This is a genomic window from Nannocystis pusilla (genome assembly GCF_020073745.1).
GTDB lineage: Bacteria > Myxococcota_A > Polyangia > Nannocystales > Nannocystaceae > Nannocystis > Nannocystis radixulma.
The window spans coordinates 105,995-124,678 of the sequence record NZ_JAIRAU010000035.1 but is presented as its reverse complement, the minus strand read 5'-3'; the positions used below and the strand labels follow the sequence as shown (position 1 = coordinate 124,678).

15 protein-coding genes and 1 tRNA gene are annotated in these 18,684 nt (G+C 71.3%); 8 read left to right on the top strand and 8 right to left on the bottom strand.

The genetic code is table 11. From position 1 onward, the window contains the following. Positions 1-8: 8 nt before the first annotated feature. Both K7C98_RS26385 and K7C98_RS26380 read left to right on the top strand, forming a co-directional pair. A complete protein-coding gene (locus tag K7C98_RS26385; protein WP_224194610.1) occupies positions 9-791 on the top strand; it encodes an exodeoxyribonuclease III in 783 nt (260 codons plus the stop codon). 1,243 nt (positions 792-2,034) lie between these two features. Then, entirely contained in the window at positions 2,035-3,933 is a 1,899-nt protein-coding gene (locus K7C98_RS26380) for a M2 family metallopeptidase (RefSeq protein WP_224194543.1), read from the top strand. Between the two features lie 52 nt (positions 3,934-3,985). Here K7C98_RS26380 and K7C98_RS26375 read toward each other — a convergent pair whose 3' ends face one another. Beyond that, positions 3,986-4,423, bottom strand: a complete 438-nt coding sequence (locus K7C98_RS26375; RefSeq protein ID WP_224194542.1) for a hypothetical protein — start codon at positions 4,421-4,423, stop codon at positions 3,986-3,988. A gap of 172 nt (positions 4,424-4,595) precedes the next feature. On the opposite strand from K7C98_RS26375, the gene K7C98_RS26370 reads away from it, so the two are divergent. Continuing rightward, positions 4,596-5,126 (top strand): DUF4442 domain-containing protein, encoded by a 531-nt coding sequence (locus K7C98_RS26370; protein ID WP_224194541.1) that lies wholly within the window; start codon positions 4,596-4,598, stop codon positions 5,124-5,126. A gap of 94 nt (positions 5,127-5,220) precedes the next feature. Here K7C98_RS26370 and K7C98_RS26365 read toward each other — a convergent pair whose 3' ends face one another. Next, a complete protein-coding gene (locus K7C98_RS26365) occupies positions 5,221-5,664 on the bottom strand; it encodes a hypothetical protein (protein ID WP_224194540.1) in 444 nt (147 codons plus the stop codon). A 158-nt stretch (positions 5,665-5,822) separates the two neighbouring features. Between K7C98_RS26365 and K7C98_RS26360 the strand changes: the two genes are divergently transcribed. The 3 genes from K7C98_RS26360 to K7C98_RS26350 are packed head-to-tail and all read left to right on the top strand — an operon-like array spanning position 5,823 to position 9,780. After that, complete coding sequence (locus K7C98_RS26360; protein WP_224194539.1) at positions 5,823-7,532, top strand: AAA family ATPase; 1,710 nt, start codon at positions 5,823-5,825, stop codon at positions 7,530-7,532. 55 nt (positions 7,533-7,587) lie between these two features. Continuing rightward, positions 7,588-8,499 (top strand): 5'-3' exonuclease, encoded by a 912-nt coding sequence (locus K7C98_RS26355; protein ID WP_224194538.1) that lies wholly within the window; start codon positions 7,588-7,590, stop codon positions 8,497-8,499. 42 nt (positions 8,500-8,541) lie between these two features. Then, positions 8,542-9,780 carry an MFS transporter gene (locus K7C98_RS26350; RefSeq protein ID WP_224194537.1) on the top strand — a complete coding sequence of 413 codons (1,239 nt, stop codon included), beginning with the start codon at positions 8,542-8,544 and terminating at the stop codon, positions 9,778-9,780. A 20-nt stretch (positions 9,781-9,800) separates the two neighbouring features. Here the strand turns inward: K7C98_RS26350 and K7C98_RS26345 are convergent, their stop codons facing one another. Beyond that, positions 9,801-10,493: a hypothetical protein gene (locus K7C98_RS26345; RefSeq protein WP_224194536.1), complete on the bottom strand. Its 693-nt coding sequence runs from the start codon at positions 10,491-10,493 to the stop codon at positions 9,801-9,803. Between the two features lie 87 nt (positions 10,494-10,580). Between K7C98_RS26345 and K7C98_RS26340 the strand changes: the two genes are divergently transcribed. Next, positions 10,581-11,423 carry an SIR2 family NAD-dependent protein deacylase gene (locus K7C98_RS26340; RefSeq protein ID WP_224194535.1) on the top strand — a complete coding sequence of 281 codons (843 nt, stop codon included), beginning with the start codon at positions 10,581-10,583 and terminating at the stop codon, positions 11,421-11,423. A gap of 110 nt (positions 11,424-11,533) precedes the next feature. Here K7C98_RS26340 and K7C98_RS26335 read toward each other — a convergent pair whose 3' ends face one another. The 3 genes from K7C98_RS26335 to K7C98_RS26325 all read right to left on the bottom strand — a co-directional run bounded on the left by K7C98_RS26335 (position 11,534) and on the right by K7C98_RS26325 (position 14,650). Further along, positions 11,534-12,190, bottom strand: a complete 657-nt coding sequence (locus K7C98_RS26335; RefSeq protein ID WP_224194534.1) for a uracil-DNA glycosylase family protein — start codon at positions 12,188-12,190, stop codon at positions 11,534-11,536. Positions 12,191-12,391: 201 nt separating this feature from the next. Beyond that, entirely contained in the window at positions 12,392-13,747 is a 1,356-nt protein-coding gene (locus tag K7C98_RS26330; RefSeq protein ID WP_224194533.1) for a hypothetical protein, read from the bottom strand. 264 nt (positions 13,748-14,011) lie between these two features. Beyond that, positions 14,012-14,650, bottom strand: a complete 639-nt coding sequence (locus K7C98_RS26325; protein ID WP_224194532.1) for a hypothetical protein — start codon at positions 14,648-14,650, stop codon at positions 14,012-14,014. Positions 14,651-15,046: 396 nt separating this feature from the next. On the opposite strand from K7C98_RS26325, the gene K7C98_RS26320 reads away from it, so the two are divergent. Further along, positions 15,047-15,119: transfer RNA gene (locus K7C98_RS26320), tRNA-Phe, on the top strand. 64 nt (positions 15,120-15,183) lie between these two features. Here K7C98_RS26320 and K7C98_RS26315 read toward each other — a convergent pair. Next, positions 15,184-16,500, bottom strand: a complete 1,317-nt coding sequence (locus K7C98_RS26315) for a pectin acetylesterase-family hydrolase (RefSeq protein WP_224194531.1) — start codon at positions 16,498-16,500, stop codon at positions 15,184-15,186. 141 nt (positions 16,501-16,641) lie between these two features. Continuing rightward, the gene (locus K7C98_RS26310) at positions 16,642-18,477 is read right to left on the bottom strand and encodes a DUF255 domain-containing protein (RefSeq protein ID WP_224194530.1); all 1,836 of its coding nucleotides are present in this window, start codon (positions 18,475-18,477) and stop codon (positions 16,642-16,644) included. Positions 18,478-18,684 lie beyond the last annotated feature (207 nt).

The window sequence follows — 18,684 nt, the reverse complement described above, 5'->3', positions numbered from 1 at the left end:
CTCCCGTGCTGACGATCGCCTCCTGGAACGTCAACGGCCTGCGCGCCGTCGCCCGCAAGCAAGCCCTGCAGCCCTGGCTCGCCAGCGGCCCGTCCATCGTCGGCCTGCAAGAGGTCCGCGCCAGCGCCGAGCAGCTCGGCGAGCTGGCCCGGCCCGAAGGCTGGCCGTTCGCGCATGTCTCTCCGGCCAGGCGGCCGGGCTACAGCGGGGTCGCGCTGTTCAGCAAGCTCGCGCCCGACAGCGTCGACACCGCGCTCGGGCCCAAGTTCGACGTCGAGGGCCGCTTGCAGCTGGCGCGCTTCGGCCGGCTGGTGGTGGCCAACGTCTACTTCCCCAACGGCAACGGGCAGGACCGCAGCAACGACCGCGTGCCGTACAAGCTGTCGTTCTACCGCGCGCTGCGCAAGCGGCTCGACGCGCTGCGCGGCGAGGGGCTGCGGGTGCTGGTGATGGGCGACTTCAACACGGCGCACCGCGAGATCGACCTGGCGCGCCCGCGCGACAACCAGGGCACCAGCGGGTTCCTGCCGGAGGAGCGGGCCGAGCTCGACCGCTGGCTGAAGCGCGGCTATCACGACACCTTCCGCCGCTTCGAGCCGGGGCCGGGCCACTATTCGTGGTGGTGCCAGCGCGGCGGCTGCCGCGAGCGCAACGTCGGCTGGCGCCTCGACTACGTGCTGGCGTGCGCCGGGGCGCTGCCGTTCGTCAAGGCCGCGGCGATTCACGCGAGCGTGCTCGGCTCGGATCATTGCCCGGTGAGCGTGACCGTCGATCCGGACATCGTTCGCTGAGCGGCGCACATGGACGCTATCTCAGAGCGACATCCGGAGAGGCCCTGCTTCGTTCGTCGGGGTCGGCTCACCCTCAATGCGACGTATAATATGGTCGATGCGAACCTGTCCGTGACATTGACCACACACTGAGAAGCGTCATGACGTCAAGATCGAGCGAGAGCACCTGCGTCCGACATGGCCTGATCGCCTGGTCTATGCACGTGGTCCTGCGTCTCCGATCCAATCGAGGCGCCCGAGATCGACTTCGAGGCGAAGTACTCCACGGATCGCCTTCGGGTCGGGACCGCGTTCGATGCCGAGCTCTGCGCGGGCAGTCTCCTTCTCATGGACGAACATTTGGCGTGGTTGGATGGCGCACTCGGCGTTCCGCAGACGGAACCGGTGTGGCTGAAGCTGTACACATCCGATCAGACGGCGTCGGAATGCGAAATTGGGGAGATCTTCGGGGCTTCTGGTTGTTGGAACGGTGCGGCGGCCTATGCGAAGTGGGACCTCGCGGCGTCACATGAACTCGTGCATACGCGCGCCTCCGCGCTGAACCCGGAGCCCTTGGACTTCTTCAGCGAGGGGTTGGCCGTGAGAATGCAGGGCACCGTGATGATCGGGCATGAGTTCTTCAGGAAGGAAATTGCAAATTATCTGTCCATGAGCAGCGCCGAGTTGGCCGCCATTCCCGAGTCGTACGCGATCGCTGGTCACTTCATGCATTGGTCGATCGAACGATACGGAATCGATCGCATCCGCGATCTCTATGCCAGTTCCACGGTCAGGATGACCTCCAGCGGGCTGGCGGCGCTCTTCAAGGCGGCGCTGGGAGAAGACATGACCGACATCCTCGCGCTGTACGCTACCTCGGCAACCGAGGTTTACCCTGGGGTCGGGCCGTTCGCTTGCGGCAGCGGCGAGCCGGTGGCGTGGGACGGGGATGAATTGCATCTTACGGGCGAGCTGGCGTGCACGGGCACGACGACCACGAATCGTTACGAGTCTGCCGCCAGTCCTGAGTGGTGGCGTCGATGGCGCCTCGAACATCAGAGGTCGGCATCGTGGATGCCACGCTGCAGCTCGAGGCGGGGGTGTATGATTTGTGGATCGGCCAGGGAAGCGAGAGGACGCTGCACAACTATTCGCTGGACATCACGAGGCAGTAGATTTCGATCTGCGCGGGTGTTCAGGTCTAGGGCGCCGGGAGCTGATTTGCGGGTGACAGGGCGTCGCGCCGCGGCGTACTCTCGCGCTCATGCTCCGTCCACGCGCCGCCGCACTCCTGGTCCTCCCGCTGCTCTCCGCGCTCGCCTGTCAGGGCGCCGAACAACAGCCGCCGCCGGCGCCGAAGGGCAAGCCGGCGCGGGCCATGGACAAGAAGGGCGAGGCCAAGGTCGAGGGCAAGGAGGTCGAGAAGAAGGCGAGCCAGGCCGCCGACGCCAAGGCCTTCGTCGACCGCGTCGACAGCGAGCTGCGCGCCCTCGCCGTGGCCGCCAGCAAGGCCGAGTGGGACAAGAACACCAACATCACCGACGCCACCGAGAAGGCCGCGGCCGACGCCAACGAGAAGTTGATGGAGTTCATGGCCAAGACCATCAAGGAGGCCACGACCTTCACCGGCTCGGACATCGACCCCGAGACGGCGCGCAAGCTGCATCTGCTCAAGGTCACCGGCAGCCCGCCGCCGGCCCCCGGCGACGCCGACAAGCGCAAGCGCCTGGCCGAGATCGGCGCCAAGATGGAGGGCATCTACGGCAAGGGCAAGGCGTGCGAGGGCACGAAGTGCAAGGACCTCGGCGCGCTCGAGGACATCATGGCCTCGAGCCGCAAGTACGACGAGCTGCTCAAGGCGTGGACCGGCTGGCACAAGATCGCGGTCGAGCTGCGGCCGCTGTACCAGGAGTTCGTCGGCCTCGCCAACGAGGGCGCCGCGGAGATCGGCTACAAGGACCTCGGCGAGCTGTGGCGCGCCGGCTACGACATGAGCCCGGCCGACTTCGAGCAGGAGACCGAGCGGCTGTGGACGCAGGTGCAGCCGCTCTACAACAAGCTGCACTGCTACGTGCGCGGCAAGCTCGGCGACAAGTACGGCAAGGACAAGGTGCCGGAGGCGGGCCTCATCCCGGCGCACCTGCTCGGCAACATGTGGGCGCAGGAGTGGGCCAACATCTACCCGCTGGTCGAGCCGTTCCCCGGGGCCGCCAGCCTCGACGTCACCGCCGCGCTGAAGAAGGCCAAGTACGACGAGGTCAAGCTGGTCAAGCTCGGCGAGTCGTTCTTCACCTCGCTGGGCCTCGAACCGCTGCCGGCGACCTTCTGGGAGCGCTCGATGCTGCAGAAGCCGAAGGACCGCGAGGTCGTGTGCCACGCCAGCGCCTGGGACGTCGACCTCAACGACGACCTGCGGATCAAGATGTGCATCAAGATCAACCAGGAGGACATGGTCACCGTCCACCACGAGCTCGGGCACAACTACTATTATCATTACTACTACAAGCTGCCCGTGCTGTTCCAGAACGGCGCCCACGACGGCTTCCACGAGGCGATCGGCGACGCGATCGCGCTGTCGATCACGCCGGCCTACCTCAAGGAGATCGGCCTCATCAAGGACGTGCCGGCCGACGAGAAGGGCCTCGTCAACCTGCAGATGCAGGACGCGCTCGAGAAGATCTCGTTCCTGCCGTTCGGCAAGCTGATCGACCAATGGCGCTGGGACGTGTTCTCCGGCAAGACCGCGCCCGAGAAGTACAACGAGGCGTGGTGGGCCCTGCGCGCCAAGTACCAGGGCATCGCGCCGCCCGAGGACCGGCCCGACCCCGAGTTCTTCGACGCCGGCGCGAAGTACCACATCCCCGCCAACGTGCCGTACACCCGCTATTTCCTGGCGCGGATCCTCCAGTTCCAGTTCCACAAGGCGCTGTGCGAGGCGGCCGGCCACACCGGGCCGCTGCACGAGTGCTCGATCTACGGCAAGACCGCCGCGGGCGACAAGCTCAAGGCCATGCTCGCGCTCGGCGCGAGCAAGCCGTGGCCCGAGGCGCTGGCCGCGATCACCGGCACCAGGCAGATGGACGCCGGGCCGCTGATCGAGTACTTCGCGCCGCTCGAGAAGTGGCTCGACGAGCAGAACCAGGGCAAGCAGTGCGGCTGGTGAGCGACGGACGAGGGCTCGCCGCGCCGCTGCGGCGAGCCCGGGCGGCGCGGCGTCACAGCGCCGCGTTGCCGGCGAAGGTCGGCTGATCGCTGGTCACGAGGTGCAGCCAGCCGATCGCCTCGGCCTCGTCGGTGAACAGCATCATCGGCAGGTTGCTGCCCTGCCTGTTCACCTCGAGGTAGTAGCGGCACAGCTGGTGGCTGCTCGGGGTCGCGGCCAGCAGCGCCACCGCGGTGCACCACTTGGCGAGATCGGATTCGGCGTAGTGCTCGCGGACGCCGGGCTGCATGGCGCGAGTGATGCGGAGGTCGAGGAGCACCCGCCGCGCGATGCCGCCGGCGATCCGCACGAAGGCGACGGTGTTCTCGCGTGCGTCGGTGAGGGTCTGGGTGCGCGTGGTCAGCAGCCGCTGGACGATGACGCCATCGGCGCGCTCCTCGTAGCGCGAAGTGCTGGTCGTGAGCGACCGGAGGATTGCCGCCGTGTTCATTGTTCCGCCTCGGATGGGGGGCATAATCCACAATGCGATGGTGTCCGGCAACCGCGGAGAAGGTGCGCCCGCTCTTGCGCACCCCCCTCACGGACAGCCGCCCAGGCGCCGCCCGTCGCGCGGCAGCGCGCGCGTTGACTCGCCCCCGGCTTCGGCAACACACTGCGCGCGCATGAAGCTCGGCATCGAATCGCTGCGTGACCCGACTCGCGTCCTCGACATGTGGAAGAGCCTGTCCGTAAAGACATTCGGGAAGCAGCTGTTCGCCCGCGCCATCGCCCTGGCGGTGCCCTACACCGGCAGCATCGCCCCGCTGGTGCTCGAGCTCGAGGCCGGCCGCGCCAAGGTGCAGATGCGCGACCGCTGGAGCGTGCGCAACCACCTCCGCTGCGTCCACGCGGTCGCGCTGATGAACCTCGGCGAGGCCGTGACCGGCCTGGCGGTGATGAGCCTGCTGCCCCCGGGCGCCCGCGGCATCGTCACCCAGCTGTCGATGGACTACGTGAAGAAGGCCCGCGGCACGATCACCGGCGACGCCAAGGTCGAGGTCCCGGCCGGGCCCGGCACCCACGAATTCGAGGTCCAGGGCGAGCTGCGCAACAGCATCGGCGAGGCCGTCGCGCGCGTGCGGGCGCGCTGGCGCATCGACGTGCCGGAAGCCGCGGTCGCCAGTGCCGGGGCCGGCGCCGCAGCCGCGCCCTGAGATCTCACATCCACCTCGAGCGGCAGATCTTCCGTCGCGCCTCGCCTCGAGTCGCGACGATCATTGGTGCATGTCGCAGCTCACGGTGGCGCGCTCACGCGGCTTGCGACCACAAGGCGGCGTCGAGGCCGGCGCACAGCTGCGCGGCGGCGCGCGACGAGGGCACGCCCAGCGCGATGACCTCGGCGTGGTCGGGGGCGGCCGCCAGCGCAGCCGCGAGCGTGCGCGCGGCGGCCTGCCGCGCCGCCGCGACCTCGGCCCGGGCGGCCTCGTCGAGCTGTCCCGAGAGCCAGGTGTCGAGCCGCCACGCCAGCTCGGCGTGCCGCGCCTCGTCGCCGGCGATCGCCGCGAACTCGACGCGCAGCTCGAGGTCCTCGGCGGCGCAGGCCTGATGCGCGGCGACCAGCGCGGCCCAGGTCTCGAGGACGCAGCCCTCGACCGCGTTCTCGACGGCGATGGCCCGCAGGTCGCGGTCGGGCCAGGCGACGATCGCCGGCGCGGCGACGACCGCCCCGCGCGCCTCGGCCAGCGCGAGCATCCGCGCGGCGTGCCGCTCCTCGTCGCGCGGCCTCGACGAGCGCGTCCAGCAGCTCCGCCGGGTTCGGGGCCGCGCGCCCGCGGGCGTCGGCGCCGCCCGCCGCCGCGTCGCGCCGGTGGTGCTCCCGAGCCCCGGCGGGACTGATAGGCTCGCGGCCCATGACCGCGAGCGCTGCCAATCTCCCTCCGCTGCTCGTCACCCCGCCGGCCGGCGGCTTCGATCGCGCGGCCGCGCGTGACCTGGTCAAAGAGTCAGGTCTCGCCACCGCCCTGCACAAGCTGGTGCGCGCGCCGTTCGGGCACACGGTGCTCAGCCTGCGGGCGCTCGACGCGGCGATCGAGGCGGCCGACCTGGCGCTGCAGGCCGGCGAGGCGCTGCACGCCGCGCTGCTCGAGGACATCGCCCGCGCCGGCTCGCTGGCGCTGCCGGAGCCGACCCGCGACCAGCGGATGTTCGTCGGCGCGTTCACGCTGACGGTGCTCGGCGACGTGCTGGCGCCGCGGCTGGCCCTGATCGCGCCGACGCCGGAGGTCCACGGCGAGCTCGAGTCGGACGGCCTCGAGGACCTGCTGGTCAAGCCGACGCGCGAGGGTCTGAAGAGCGCGCTGGCGCTGACCGGCAAGTACCTCGAGGTCCAGGCCCAGCGCCAGCCCGGGGCCACGGCGCCGCGGCTCGACGAGCGCGAGGTGTGGGCGGTGACGACGTTGCACGCGTTCGTGCTGCAGCTCGCGGGCGCGCTGCGCCGGCTGACCCACGCCGGGCGACTGCGGCCGTTCGGCGTGGCCCTGGCGCAGCGCAAGGTGGTGGTCGGCGATCTGCGCTACGAGGGCTTCGTCGCCCGCGGCCCCGAGGGCCCGGCCAGCGACCTCAAGCCGGTCAAGCTCGGCGACATCGTCGGCAACCAGGAGTACCTGCAGGCCGGGCTCAAGCTGGCCCGCGACGTCGCCGCGTATGACCTCAAGGCCAGGCGCGGGCCCAAGCAGCTCAACCCGGTGCTGTTCGGCCTCGGCCGGCCCGGCTGCGGCAAGACGATCACCGCCCACGCGATCGGCAACTACTTCCTCGACTTCTGCAAGCAGCGCGACGTCCCGGCCCGCTTCAAGGTCATCCGCCGCACCGACTGGGCCTCGTCGTACCAGAACGCCAGCGCGGCCACGCTGGTGAAGATCTTCAAGGAGGAGGTCTACGGCTTCGAGGGCGTGTGCGGGGTCTACTGGCCCGACATCGACACCGCGTTCGCGTCGCGCGGCTCGGGCGACCTGCGCTCGGAGGAGAAGAACAACCTCGGCGCGGTGTTCGGGATCTTCGACGGCACGCTGATCCCGAAGGACGGCAAGTGGTTCATGATCTGCGACGCGAACTACATGCAGATGGACGAGGCGACGCGCTCGCGGATCGCCCAGAACCCGTTCACCGTGCGCGGGCCGACCACCGCCGACGACTACGTGCACCTGCTGCGCGACGTCCTGCTCGGTGACCTCCGGCCGTTCGTCGCCCAGGGCGAGGACGCCGGCTGGGCCGAGGTCGGCGCGGCGCTGGTCAAGGCCGACCTCAGCGGCCGCTCGGTCGAGAGCGTCGCCAACAACATCCGCGCCTACGTGCAGGACTTCGAGTACCCCGACGAGTACTTCCGCGCCGACTACGAGGGCCGCAGGGCGCTCATCCACAAGCTGTCGCGCCGCGTCGACATCGCCGGCGTCCAGCGCGAGATCTCCGACTACGTCAGCTTCCACCGCGAGGCCGAGGAGCGCGAGGCCAAGGAGCGGTTCGAGCGCGAGGTCGAGGCCATGGTCGGGCAGCTCAACGCCGGCCGGGCCGCCACCGCGCGGGCCGCGGCGGCCGCGGTCAAGGAGATCACCGGCGAGTGAGCCGGAGGCGACGATGACCCTGGAGACAGTAGCTACGGGACATGTCGCGACGGACATGTCCGTTCCGCCGGCGCCGGAGCTGTGGGTGATCGACGCCACGGCGCTGCTGTTCCGCGCCTACTACGGCATGCCGCCGAAGCTGTCGCCCGCGGGCGAGCCGGTCGGCGCGGTGCTGGGGCTCGGGCACCTGCTGCGCGGGCTGCTCCGGCGCGCGCCCGAGCGGGTGGTGCTGGTCTACGACGCCGGGCGCACGACCTTCCGCAACCGCATCGACCCGCGCTACAAGGCCAACCGCGGCGAGCCGCCGCCCGACCTGGCGCCGCAGTTCGAGCGCGCGCGCCAGTTCGGCGCGGCCGCGGGGTTCGTGACGCTGTCGGTGCCCGACTTCGAGGCCGACGACCTGATGGCCACGCTCGCCCGCGGCGCGGCGTCCGCCGGTCTGCGCACGCGGCTGCTCAGCGTCGACAAGGACCTGTGTCAGTTGGTGCGCGACGAGGCGCCGGCGGTGGTGCTCGAAGACCCGCGCACCGGGGACACCTGGGACGGGGCCGGCGTGGTGCGGCGCATGGGCGTGCGGCCGTCGCAGGTGGTCGACTACCTGGCGCTGGTCGGCGACACCAGCGACAACGTGCCGGGGGTGCCGGGGGTCGGGCCCAAGGCCGCGCAGGCGCTGCTCGCCGCGTTCGGCGACCTCGACGCGCTGTACGCCTCGCTCGGCGAGGTCGCCGGTCTGCCGCTGCGCGGCGCGAAGGGGCTCGCGGCCCGGCTCGAGGCGGGGCGTGAGGCGGCCTTCCTCGCGCGCTCGCTGGTGCGGCTGCACGACGCGGTGCCGCTCGGTGGGCTCGACCTACACGCGCACACGCGCTGGACCGGGCCGCGGGACGACGCCGACGAGTTCTTCACCGCGCTCGGCAGCGTCGGCGCGCTCCGCGGGCTGCGATCGATCGTGGCGCAGGCGCGTGCGTGAAGGACAAGCGGGCGCCGACGCGGTAGGCTCGCGCGGTCGCCGATGACAACCGGCCCCGAAATCACGGCACCACCCACCGAACCGGCGCCGACCGGCCACGCGCGCGCACTGGCGACGGTGTGGTTCACCCTGTTCCTCGACCTCGTGTCGTTCGGGATCGTCATCCCGGTGCTGCCCTTCTACGCCAAGGACACCGGCGCCTCGGAGGGGCTCATCGCGCTGCTGGCGACCGCGTACTCGGCGGCGCAGTTCGTGATGTCGCCGGTGCTCGGCCGCCTCAGCGACCGCCACGGCCGCCGCCCGGTGATGCTGATCTCGATCGCCGGCAGCACGCTGGCGATGCTCACCCTCGGGTTCGCGCAGGCGCTGTGGATGTTGTTCCTGTCGCGCACGATCAGCGGCGTGTGCAACGCCAACGTCTCGACCGCGCACGCCTACGTCGCCGACCGCGTGCCGCCGCACCAGCGCGCCCGCTACATGGGCATGATGGGCACCGCCGTCGGCCTCGGCTTCATCGTCGGCCCGTCGCTCGGCGGCCTGCTGGCGCGGCCCGACTGGCCGCAGTTCCCGTTCTTCGTCGGCGCGGGCCTCAGCCTGCTCAACTTCCTCATGGCGGTGCTGTGGCTGCCCGAGAGCCACCGCCCGCGCGCGCTCGCCGGGCCGCCGCCGCCGCGCCCGTCGCTGCTCGCGGTCGCCCGCGACCCGGCGTTCTGGAGCGGACAGATCGGCGTGATGGTCGCGATCTACTTCGGCTTCTTCTGCGCCTTCGCGGCCATGGAGGCGACCTTCGCCCTGTTCACCGAGGCCTGCTTCGGCTGGGGCGAGCAGGAGACCGGCAAGTTCTTCGCGTTCGTCGGCACGATCATCGTCCTGTTCCAGGGCGTGATCGTCGGCCGCTCGGTGGCCACGATCGGCGAGCGCCGCTCGCTGGCCCTCGGCCTGACGATGAGCGCGACCGGCTTCACGCTGCTGAGCGTCTCGCCGGCGTGGCCGTGGGTGCTGCTCGGCGGGTTCTTCATCGCCGGCGGCAACGGCCTCATCATGCCCAGCATGTCGGCGCTGGTGTCGCGCAACAGCACGAGCGACAACCAGGGCATCAACGCCGGCTTCGCCCAGTCGGCCGGCGCGCTCGGGCGGATCGCCGGGCCGATGATCGCCGGCGTGCTGTTCGAGCTGATCGGCCCGCGCGCGCCGATGGGCTCGTCCGCGGTGCTGGTGGTGCTGGTGTGCCTCATGGTGATCCTGCGCGTCCACGAGGCCCGGCCCGAGCCCGGGCGCTGAGGCCTCCGGGGATCGGGGTCTCAGTAGTCGCGCCGCATCTCGCCGGCAGGGCTCCAGCTGAGCGTGCGAAAGGCGAGGAGGCCGCTGGTCGGGTGGTGTTGATCGGGGTGGATCGCGCGCAGGTGGATGTGCTGCGATTCGCCCCAGGCGAACCCGAGCGACAGCCTGCCGATCGTGAGCGCCTCGGTGGCGCCGCCGAGCAGGCGCAGGCGCGCGTCGCCGCGGCTGACGCCGGCGAAGTAGCCCTCCTGCACCTGCAGCACGGTGTGCACCAGATGCTCCGGCGCGCCGCCGCGCTCGCGGGCCCGCGACCACACGACATTCGCGAGCTCGTCGAGCCGGTCGTAACGGACCACCGCGTACGAGGCCACGCGGCAGAGGTGGGTGTCGTCGCCCGCGAAGAACACGTCCGCCTCGACCTCGACCGGCATGCGCACGCCGGCGGGGCCGATCACGACCTCCTCGCCGCGCGCCGATTGCAGCCGCAGATCGGCCCCGGCCGAGAAGTCGGTGGGGCCGACCGGGGTGACGATCGTCGGCCAGTCGCGCAGATCCGCCCCCCAGCGGTCGAGGTGGTGGTGCGGCACGAAGCGCTCGTGGTCGAAGCCGCCGACGTCGCCGAGGCGAAGGTCGGCCGAGAACGGCGGCCACGCGCCGTGCCCGAGCTCCATGACGACACGCAGGTGACGATTCCAGGCGCTGAACAGACTCATCGATCCCTTGAACGCGGCAGTAGCCAATCGCGGCGAATTCAATTGTGATCGTCGCGAAAATTTTCGCAGCATTTACTCTGTATGCACATGACTGACCCGCCGGAAATCGCCGCCCGCGCCGCTTCCGCCGTCCGCTCCGCCGACGCCCTCCTGATCTGCGCGGGCGCCGGCATGGGCGTCGATTCGGGCCTGCCCGACTTCCGCGGGCCCGAGGGCTTCTGGCGCGCGTACCCGGCCGCGCGCCGCCTGGGCTTGCAATTCCACGATCTCGCCGATCCGCGCTGGTTCTTCGAAGACCCCGCGCTCGCCTGGGGCTTCTACGGCCACCGCCTCAACCTCTACCGCGACACCACACCGCACGCGGGCTTCGCAATGCTCCAGCGCTGGGCCGCGCGCGCGCCCGCGGGTGCGTTCGTGTTCACGTCGAACGTCGACGGTCAATTCCAGCGCGCAGGGTTCCCCGATCTGCGAGTGGTGGAGTGCCACGGATCGATCTTGCACCTGCAATGTCTGCGAGGCTGCGACCTCGAGGCGTGGTCCGCCGCCGAGGTGACGGTGTCGGTGGACGCGGAGAGCCTCCGCGCCGCCGCGCCGCTGCCCACGTGCCCGCGCTGCGGCGGCCTCGCTCGCCCCAACATCCTGATGTTCGGCGACTTCAGCTGGGACCCGAGCCGCAGCAGCGCTCAGGAGGAGCGCCTGCAAGCGTGGCTCGGCGAGGTCGCGGCCGCCCGCGCCCGCCTGGTGGTGCTGTGCCTCGGCTCGGGCACCGCGATCCCGACGGTGCGATTCACCGCCGAGCGCACGGTGCGCCGGCTCGGCGGGACGCTCATCCGCGTCAACCCGCGCGACCCGGGCGTGCCGAGCGGTCAGCTGTCCCTTGCGACAGGTGCGCTCGCAGGCCTGGCCGCGATCGACGCCGCGCTCGCATGAGAGAAGCACGACATGAAGTGATATGCCTTTTAAAACATGTCGTCATGGGCATGGTGATAAGGGCATGTTCATGAATGCGGGTCGGATATGCGACGCGGCGAGGCCGAGGTTCACGGATGTCTCGCGGGACAGCCGGCCTGCGGCGCGGCGCGGCCGGCGAACGCGGCGACGAAGGCCGGGTGGCGGGCGATCAGGCCGAGGGCGCGGGCGAGGAGGCTGCGGCCGGGTTCGACGCGGTGCCAGGTGGACGCGCCGCTGGGGTGCGGCAGGCAGATCGCGTCGGCCTCGACGCCGTGCCAGCGGATCCGCCGCGCCTCGCCGATCACCTCGACCAGCGGGCCCTTGTGGCCGAGCACCTGCTCGATGGCGACGCCGCCGACGGGGATGAGCAGGCGGGGCTGCAGGATGTCGACCTCGCCGGCCAGGAATTGACGGCAGCGCGCCATCTCGTCCTGATCGGGCTTGCGGTCGCCGCCGCCGTTGGCCTTGCCGGGGAAGCAGCGCGCGACCGCCGACATGTACACGCAGTCGCGGAACTCGGCCTCGCTGACACCTGCCGCCGCCTCGAACCAGCGAAACAGGGTCTTGCCGGCCGTCCACGCGAACGGCCGCCCGAAGCCGCCCTCGCGCGGCCCGGGCGCCTGACCGACGAGCAGCACGGGCGTGACGATCGGCGGGCCGTGGACGACCGGGCCGATCATCGCCGGACAGGCCTTGCAGGCGTCGAGCCGGCGGTGCAGCACGGTCAGTCGGGTCCGCGGGTCCATCGTGAAGCGCTCGCGCGGCAGTCTGTATCACCGCGCGAGGCCGCGCCAGGGCCGGCGCGAACACTCACGCGCGCGTGGTCGGCGCCGTGATGCGACCTGGCGATCGAAGAACCATTCGTCGGCGAGCCGACGCACCGCCCGGGTCATGCGAGTGTCACTTCGGGCACGACAGGGCCACGCTCGTGGTATTCGTCAATGTCATCACTCGGGCGCGAACGGCCACCACGGGTCGCGGACGAACAGGTGGCCCGGGGCGCGCTGGAACAGCCACGCGCCGTAGAGCTGCACGACGGCCGCGACGAGCACCAGCGGCATGAACCATCGGCTGCGGGCGCCGCCGCCTGCCACCAAGAGGACGAGCAAGAACGGCAGGAAGTCGAGGGCGAAGCGGTAGGAGAACTGGACCTGGCCGCTGTTCTGATAGAGGAGCGCGGGCACGGCGACGGCCAGGGCGGCGAGCAGGAGGCCGCGCCGCTGCGGCAGCGGGTCGCGGGCGGCGAACAGGCACAGCAGCCACGGCGAGCCGAACAGAAGGCCCATGCCGTGGATCGACCAGCGTACGTGCAATGGCGACAGCTGCACCTGCGGCCATAGCCACAACATGCACTCGAGGTTGCGCCACAGGTAGTGCAGGCCGAACATGCCGTGGGTCTGGATCCGCTCCTGCCAGCGGATCTCGAGGTAGCGGTGGCCGAACTCGAAGATGTCGTCGAAGCGGACCCAGTTGAACAGCGCGAGCGCGCCGCCGATCAGCGCCAGCGGGGCGAGGAAGCGCAGCAGCGCGGCGGGGCGGCGATCGGCGCGCCACCACTCGAGCAGGAAGAAGGGGGCCGCGAAGGCGACCTGCGGGCGACAGGCGGCGGCCATGCCGAGCCACAGGCCGGCGCTCGCGGGCCGCCCGGCGTTCCAGGCGGCGCCGATGTGGAGCACGAGGAACAGGTCCGCGAGGATCTGCGCGGTGAACCACACGCTGCCGTGGGCGGCGACGAAGCAGGCCGGGCTGGCGAGCGTCCAGGCGAGGCAGGCGAGCAGGTGCTCGCGCGTGCGGCCGGGGCGGACGCGCTCGAGCAATCGCAGCAGGAACACGGGGACGAGCGCACCGACGAGGACCGTGAACAGGACGTCGGGGAAGCCGAGGCCCCACAGCGCGACGCCCGGGAGGATGACGAGCGCGGGACCTGGCGGAAAGGTCACGTACCAGGTGCCGCCACGCGCGGCCACCTGCGCGAGCGGGACGTCGTGGACCTGTCCGTCGGTGGCGCGGAAGCTGTCGATGCGCTCGCGCCGGCGCCGCTCGGTGCAAGCCGCGGTGCGGCAGGGGAAGCCGCGCAGGACGGTGCCGTCCTTGAGCGTGAGGGTGTGGACGCGGCCCCAGTCGTCGAAATTGCGCGGGTAGCCCGGGGGATCGCCCGGGAGCGCGAGCCGCCCCTCGAGCCAGCCCTGGGCCATGTGCGCGAAGTGATTGTTGGCGCTCGGCTGCAGCAGGTCGGCGCCCGCGAGCACCGCGAGCACGGCGAAGGCGACGACGAAGACGGCGAGAGCGCGGAGCCGGGTCACGGGCGCGGGGAGCATAGCAAGCGGCGGGCCCGCCGGGCGCGCCATCGCGTCGCTTCGGAGAAGGAGGCGCGAGGGGTCGCTTCGTGTGGATTGCGAGCGTCGGAGGGTCGCGGCGGGCGATCCAGTCGTGTCGTCGCGGGGCGCTCGCGGCTGCTGCCTTTCCGGGCCGGCCTGTCACTTGGGACAGGGCGTCGGAGCAGCGCGGCGGGCGATGAAGCCGTGTCGTCCGAACCGCTCGCGGCCGCTGCGCCCATGGCCGACCTGTCACTCGGGACAGGCCAGCGGGCCCGGGAGGCAGGTCGGCTCGACGGAGTCCATGAGGCACAGCCACACGGCGAGCGCGTCGCCCTCGGCGCAGGCGGCGAAGAACTCCGGCGGGCGCAGCGGGTAGACGGCCTCGTGGACGTTGGGCTGCGATCCATGCACGTTGTCTGCCACGCTGTGCGCCAGGGCCCTGTCGCCGGCGATCTCGAGCGAGACCGGTGACAACCGCACAACGACGTCCGCCACGTGCCACCAGGCGATCTGCCCGGGCGAGCGATCGCGCAGGGCGGCGGCCATGCAGCGCGCGCGTTGGAGGTCGTCGACCTGGACCTCGCCCGGATCGAGGATGTCGTCGCTGCTGGTGATGAAGACCAGAGGCTCGTCACCGGCGCACAGCTCGGGCAGGCCGCAGGTCAGCATCCACGCGTCCGGGTCGGGGTCGCTGTAGCTGTGCTCGAGGCAGGGCTCGGCGGCCTCGGTGGTCGTATCGGGCTCGCCGCTCCCGCTGGTCGGCACCTCGGTCGTGGTCGTCGCGGTGCTCGTGGTGCTCGTGGTCGCGCCGGTTTCGCTGTCTTCGCCGATCGGGCGGTCGGTGCAGGCGGCCGCGAGACCGAGCAGGGCAGGGAAGAGTCGTCGCATTGTCCCGTGCAGGACATCACGGGCCCGCGCGCCGGTCAAGCGCAGGTCCGCGCGGCACACCGATCCGCAGTCGGCCCGAGCTGCGCCCATCGATCGCGCACCTGAACGAAGAATCGATCGGGCGCACACTTGACATTCGCGGCGGGTCAGTCTAAAAAACGATTCGTCGCCATGCGCACGAACCGACATCTCGGCCATGACCCGCGCCTCGTCGCGGCAGTCTCGGTGGTCGCGAATGCGCGGGCTTTCATCCTGTCGGCGCTGTTTAGGTAGCCAGGTCGGCTCCGGGCCCACGGAGCCGCCCTGGCGTGCGCTCCGGCCGTTTCGCCGCGTCGCGGGCTCGCTGTGCGAGCGTTCGTGGCGCGCGAGGGGGCCGTCGCAGCGGTGCGGATCAGCGCCCAGGAAGCTGACCGGGTGGTAGCGCTTCCCTGAAGAGGAAGAGGTGTTGGTTCGAGTCCAACCCTGGGCACCGTCGCGAGTGTATACATTCGCCGCGGGCGCGGACCGGCGGTCCGCGCCGCGGCTGTGCACATTCACGGGCTGACGTGCGAGACGTCGCCGTGCAGCAGTGCGTCGAGCCAGTCGGTCAGCGGTACGCCGTCGACCTCGGTGGTGTAATAGCCGGGGCTGGAGAGGATCGTGTGGCCGGTGCCGCCGACGAAGTAGCTGCCCCACACGGGGCTGGCGCCGAGGATCTCGTCGCGCAATTGATAGAGACCGTCCTCGAAGGTCGGGCCGGGGTAGGTGCCGCCGTCGCAGTCCTCGAGGCCGTAGCCGAAGAAGGTCCGGATCACGCCGTCCTGCTCGCTCGAGAACAGGGCCAGGCGCTGGTCGGACCACTTCTCACCGAGGAAACTTGCGAGGTTGTAGATCCCGCCGCCGTCCTCGTGAAAACACTCGACACAGTCGGCCGGCAGGGTGTCTTCAAAATTGTAGAGCTCGCGCCAGCGCTCCTGCAGGCACACGGGCAGGTACTGGTCGGACATCGGCGGGCCGGAGTCGTCGAGCAGGGTGACGGCGCTGTTGGGGAAGGCGCCGGCGATCCGGTCGTAGTTGAGGGCGGCCCCGAAGCCGCCGGCGCTGCTGCCGGTGACGAGCACGTGGCCGGCGTCGCCGAAGGTCGGCACGAGCCGCTCGAGGTAGGCGGCGACGTTGCGGTAGCCGACGAACTGCTGGGCCCCGAGCACGCCGTCGATGCCGACGTTCTCGCGGTCGCCGGCGTGGACGTCGCCGGTGCAGTAGGGCACGTAGACGAAGCTCCAGTCGCGTACCGGGTTCTGCGGGTCGTCGTCGAAGAGGCCGCCCTTGCCGATGCCCAGCGCCCAGGCGTCGAACTTGAACTCGCCGAAGTTGGACCACAGCTCGTTGAGCGCGCAGGTCCCGGAATTGAAGCAGGCGCCTCCGCCCTCGAAGTAGATCACCAGGCCGTCGCCGCCGCCGTAGCGCACGCCGAGGCCGGTGGTCGAGCCGTCGCGGCACATCGAGTCCGGGAACGGCACCCACGACCACAGCCCGGGCGGCTCGAGCGGCAGCGGCTCGCCGTCCCACGGCGAGGGCTCGTCGCCGGTGGTGCCGTCGCTGTCGCCTCCGGTGGTGGTGTCGAGGCCCGCGCTGGTGTCGGTGGCGACGTCCGTGGTGGTGCCCGGCGGGTCGCCGGTGGCAGACTCGCCGGCGCTGCTGGTGGGCGGTAGCTGACCGCTGGTCGGTACGGCGTCGCCGGTCGAGGTCGACGGGTCGCCGCCGGTGCTTTCGGTGCCGTTGGGCTCGCTCGCCGAGCTGACCGGGTCACCGGGGTCTCCGCAGGCGGAGAGCAGGAGGATGGCGATCGGGGGGCAAAAAACGCGCAACATCGCTCGCCAGCGTAACCTGGAGCCAGGCGAGCGAGCGACGCGGGGCCGCGTGACCTAGGGCTGAAGACTTCCGCTATCGCCTGATGTGCGACTCAGTGTTTGTTCGGAGGTTGAGAGCCGACAGCCGGCCCGCGTGGCGGATCAGGGTCGGGCGATGCCGCGCAAGAAGGCCTCGGCCGCGGCACTGAAGCGCGCCGGATCGGTGATCGGGGTCGAGCAGGCGGTGTCGGTGCAGAGGTAGGCCGCGGGCTTCTCGAGGTCGGGGTAGCGGGTGCCGGGGGCGCTGAGGCTGATGTTGGCGCGCGGCTCGTCGTGGGCCAGGGCGGCGCGGAGCAGGGCCTGCGCGGCGGGTTCGTCGGCGCGGCCGACCACGGTGATGTCGATCGGCGTGATCGTCAGCTCGGCGAGCGCGAGCAGGTAGTCGCCGAGCATGCGCGCCTGGGCCTTGACGACGTCGGGCTGCGAGATGGCGCGGACGGCCAGCTCGGCGGCCCGGGCGTAGGGCAGGTCGTCGGCGTCGTGGTCGAGGCTGCGCTGCAGCTCGAGCAGGAAGCGCGCCATGCGGGCGTTGTCCTCGAACGGCTTGCGCCGCTCGGCGAAGGTGCCGGTCGCCTCGGGGTCGACGGTGTGGGCGTAGAAGCCGCCGGCAGGGTCGGCGAGCTCGCGCAGGGCGAACTCGCCGACGCCGCGCGCGTGCTGCTGCCACTTCGGGTCGCCGGTGGTGCGGTACAGGGCCAAGAGGCCGCGCCCGACCTCGGCCTGGTCGCCGAGGTGGAGCAGGCCGCGGTCGTCCCCGGCGTGGCGGAAGCCGCCGCGCTCGTCGCGGTGAGTGACGAGGAGGCGCTCGCCGGCCCGGACCGCGGCGGCCCGCACCGCCTCGTCGGGGGCGACGGCGTCGAACAGCAGGAGGCCGCGGACGAGCGCGCCGTTGCGGTCGGCGTAGACGTGGGTGTCGATCACGGGCAGGCCGAGCGCGCGCCGGGCGGCGTCGTCCATGGCGTAGTACTTGTCCCCGAGGACAGGTTCTTTGCGACCTGTCGGGACGCGCAGGTCGGCGTCCTGGCTGGTGTAGAAGCCGCCGTCGTCCCCGTCGACCCAGAACTCGAGCAGGTAGCGGGCGATGTCGCCGGCGGCGGTTTTCCACCGGGGGTCGCGGGTGCGGCGGTAGGCGAGCGCGTAGCTCTCGAGCGCGCCGGCCTGGATGGGGGCGATCTTCTCGAAGTGCGGGTCGGTCCACACGCCGTGGACGCTGTACTGGTACATGCCGCCCCACACCGGGTCGATGAGGTCGCGCTGGCGGTCGAGGACGAGGAGGCCGCGCTCCTGCCAGGCTGTCTCTTGGTACAGGTGCGCGCGCAGCAGGCTGTACTCGTTGTTGGCGGCCAGCGGGTACTTCTGCTTGCGACCCCAGCCGGCCTGGGCGTCGTCCCAGTAGCTGTCGAGCTGCTCGGCGGCGAGCTTGCGCAGGTCGACGAGGTCGCCGCCGCGCGGCGGCGGGGCCGGGACGGCGACGCGACCGGTCAGCTTGCCGGCCTCGTGCTCGGCGACCAGCCGCCGCAGCAAGGCGGCGAACTCGCGCGGGTCCTGGTAGCCGCGCAGCTCGAGCACGGGGCGCGCGTCGCTGGTCAGGAAGGCGGTCGCCGGCCAGCCCCAGTCGGCGTAACGCTCGGCGACGTCGGGGCGGGCGTCGCTGTCGACGCGGATGGCGATGAAGTGCTCGGCGAGCAGCGCCGCGACCTCGGGGTCGGCGTAGGTCTCCTCGTCCATGACGTGACACCAGTGACACCAGCTGGCGATCACGTCGACGAGGATGATCTTGCGCCCGGATTTCGCCTCGGCGAACGCGGCCGCGTCCCACCCGCGCCACGCCGGCTCGACGTGCGCGGCGGGTGCGACCGGCGGCGGCTCGGGCTTTTTGCAGGATGTCCCGAAGGACAGGACGGCGAGGGCGAGCGCGACGGCGAGGCGAGCAGGCACGGGCGAAGTTACGCGGGACACGCGGGGGTGGATCGGGCAGGGACGACCGGCGGGTCGCACGAGCGCGAGGAAGGGCAGGATCGCAGAGGGGCGGGCCGGAGGCGAGGTCCGGGGCGGGGGAGAGCAGGCCGGCGGGTGCGCGGGTCGGTGGCGGGCGCGAGCGCGCCTGGCAGGCGAGCCGCGTGCACGACCGCGACGAGCAGCGTG

Coding starts and splice junctions, on each gene's coding strand:
- K7C98_RS26380 (WP_224194543.1), top strand. CDS start 2,035: ATGCTCCGTCCACGCGCCGCCGCACTCCTGGTCCTCCCGCTGCTCTCC.
- K7C98_RS26375 (WP_224194542.1), bottom strand. CDS start 4,423: ATGAACACGGCGGCAATCCTCCGGTCGCTCACGACCAGCACTTCGCGC.
- K7C98_RS26370 (WP_224194541.1), top strand. CDS start 4,596: ATGAAGCTCGGCATCGAATCGCTGCGTGACCCGACTCGCGTCCTCGAC.
- K7C98_RS26365 (WP_224194540.1), bottom strand. CDS start 5,664: ATGCTCGCGCTGGCCGAGGCGCGCGGGGCGGTCGTCGCCGCGCCGGCG.
- K7C98_RS26360 (WP_224194539.1), top strand. CDS start 5,823: ATGACCGCGAGCGCTGCCAATCTCCCTCCGCTGCTCGTCACCCCGCCG.
- K7C98_RS26355 (WP_224194538.1), top strand. CDS start 7,588: ATGTCCGTTCCGCCGGCGCCGGAGCTGTGGGTGATCGACGCCACGGCG.
- K7C98_RS26350 (WP_224194537.1), top strand. CDS start 8,542: ATGACAACCGGCCCCGAAATCACGGCACCACCCACCGAACCGGCGCCG.
- K7C98_RS26345 (WP_224194536.1), bottom strand. CDS start 10,493: ATGAGTCTGTTCAGCGCCTGGAATCGTCACCTGCGTGTCGTCATGGAG.
- K7C98_RS26340 (WP_224194535.1), top strand. CDS start 10,581: ATGACTGACCCGCCGGAAATCGCCGCCCGCGCCGCTTCCGCCGTCCGC.
- K7C98_RS26335 (WP_224194534.1), bottom strand. CDS start 12,190: ATGGACCCGCGGACCCGACTGACCGTGCTGCACCGCCGGCTCGACGCC.
- K7C98_RS26325 (WP_224194532.1), bottom strand. CDS start 14,650: ATGCGACGACTCTTCCCTGCCCTGCTCGGTCTCGCGGCCGCCTGCACC.
- K7C98_RS26315 (WP_224194531.1), bottom strand. CDS start 16,500: ATGTTGCGCGTTTTTTGCCCCCCGATCGCCATCCTCCTGCTCTCCGCC.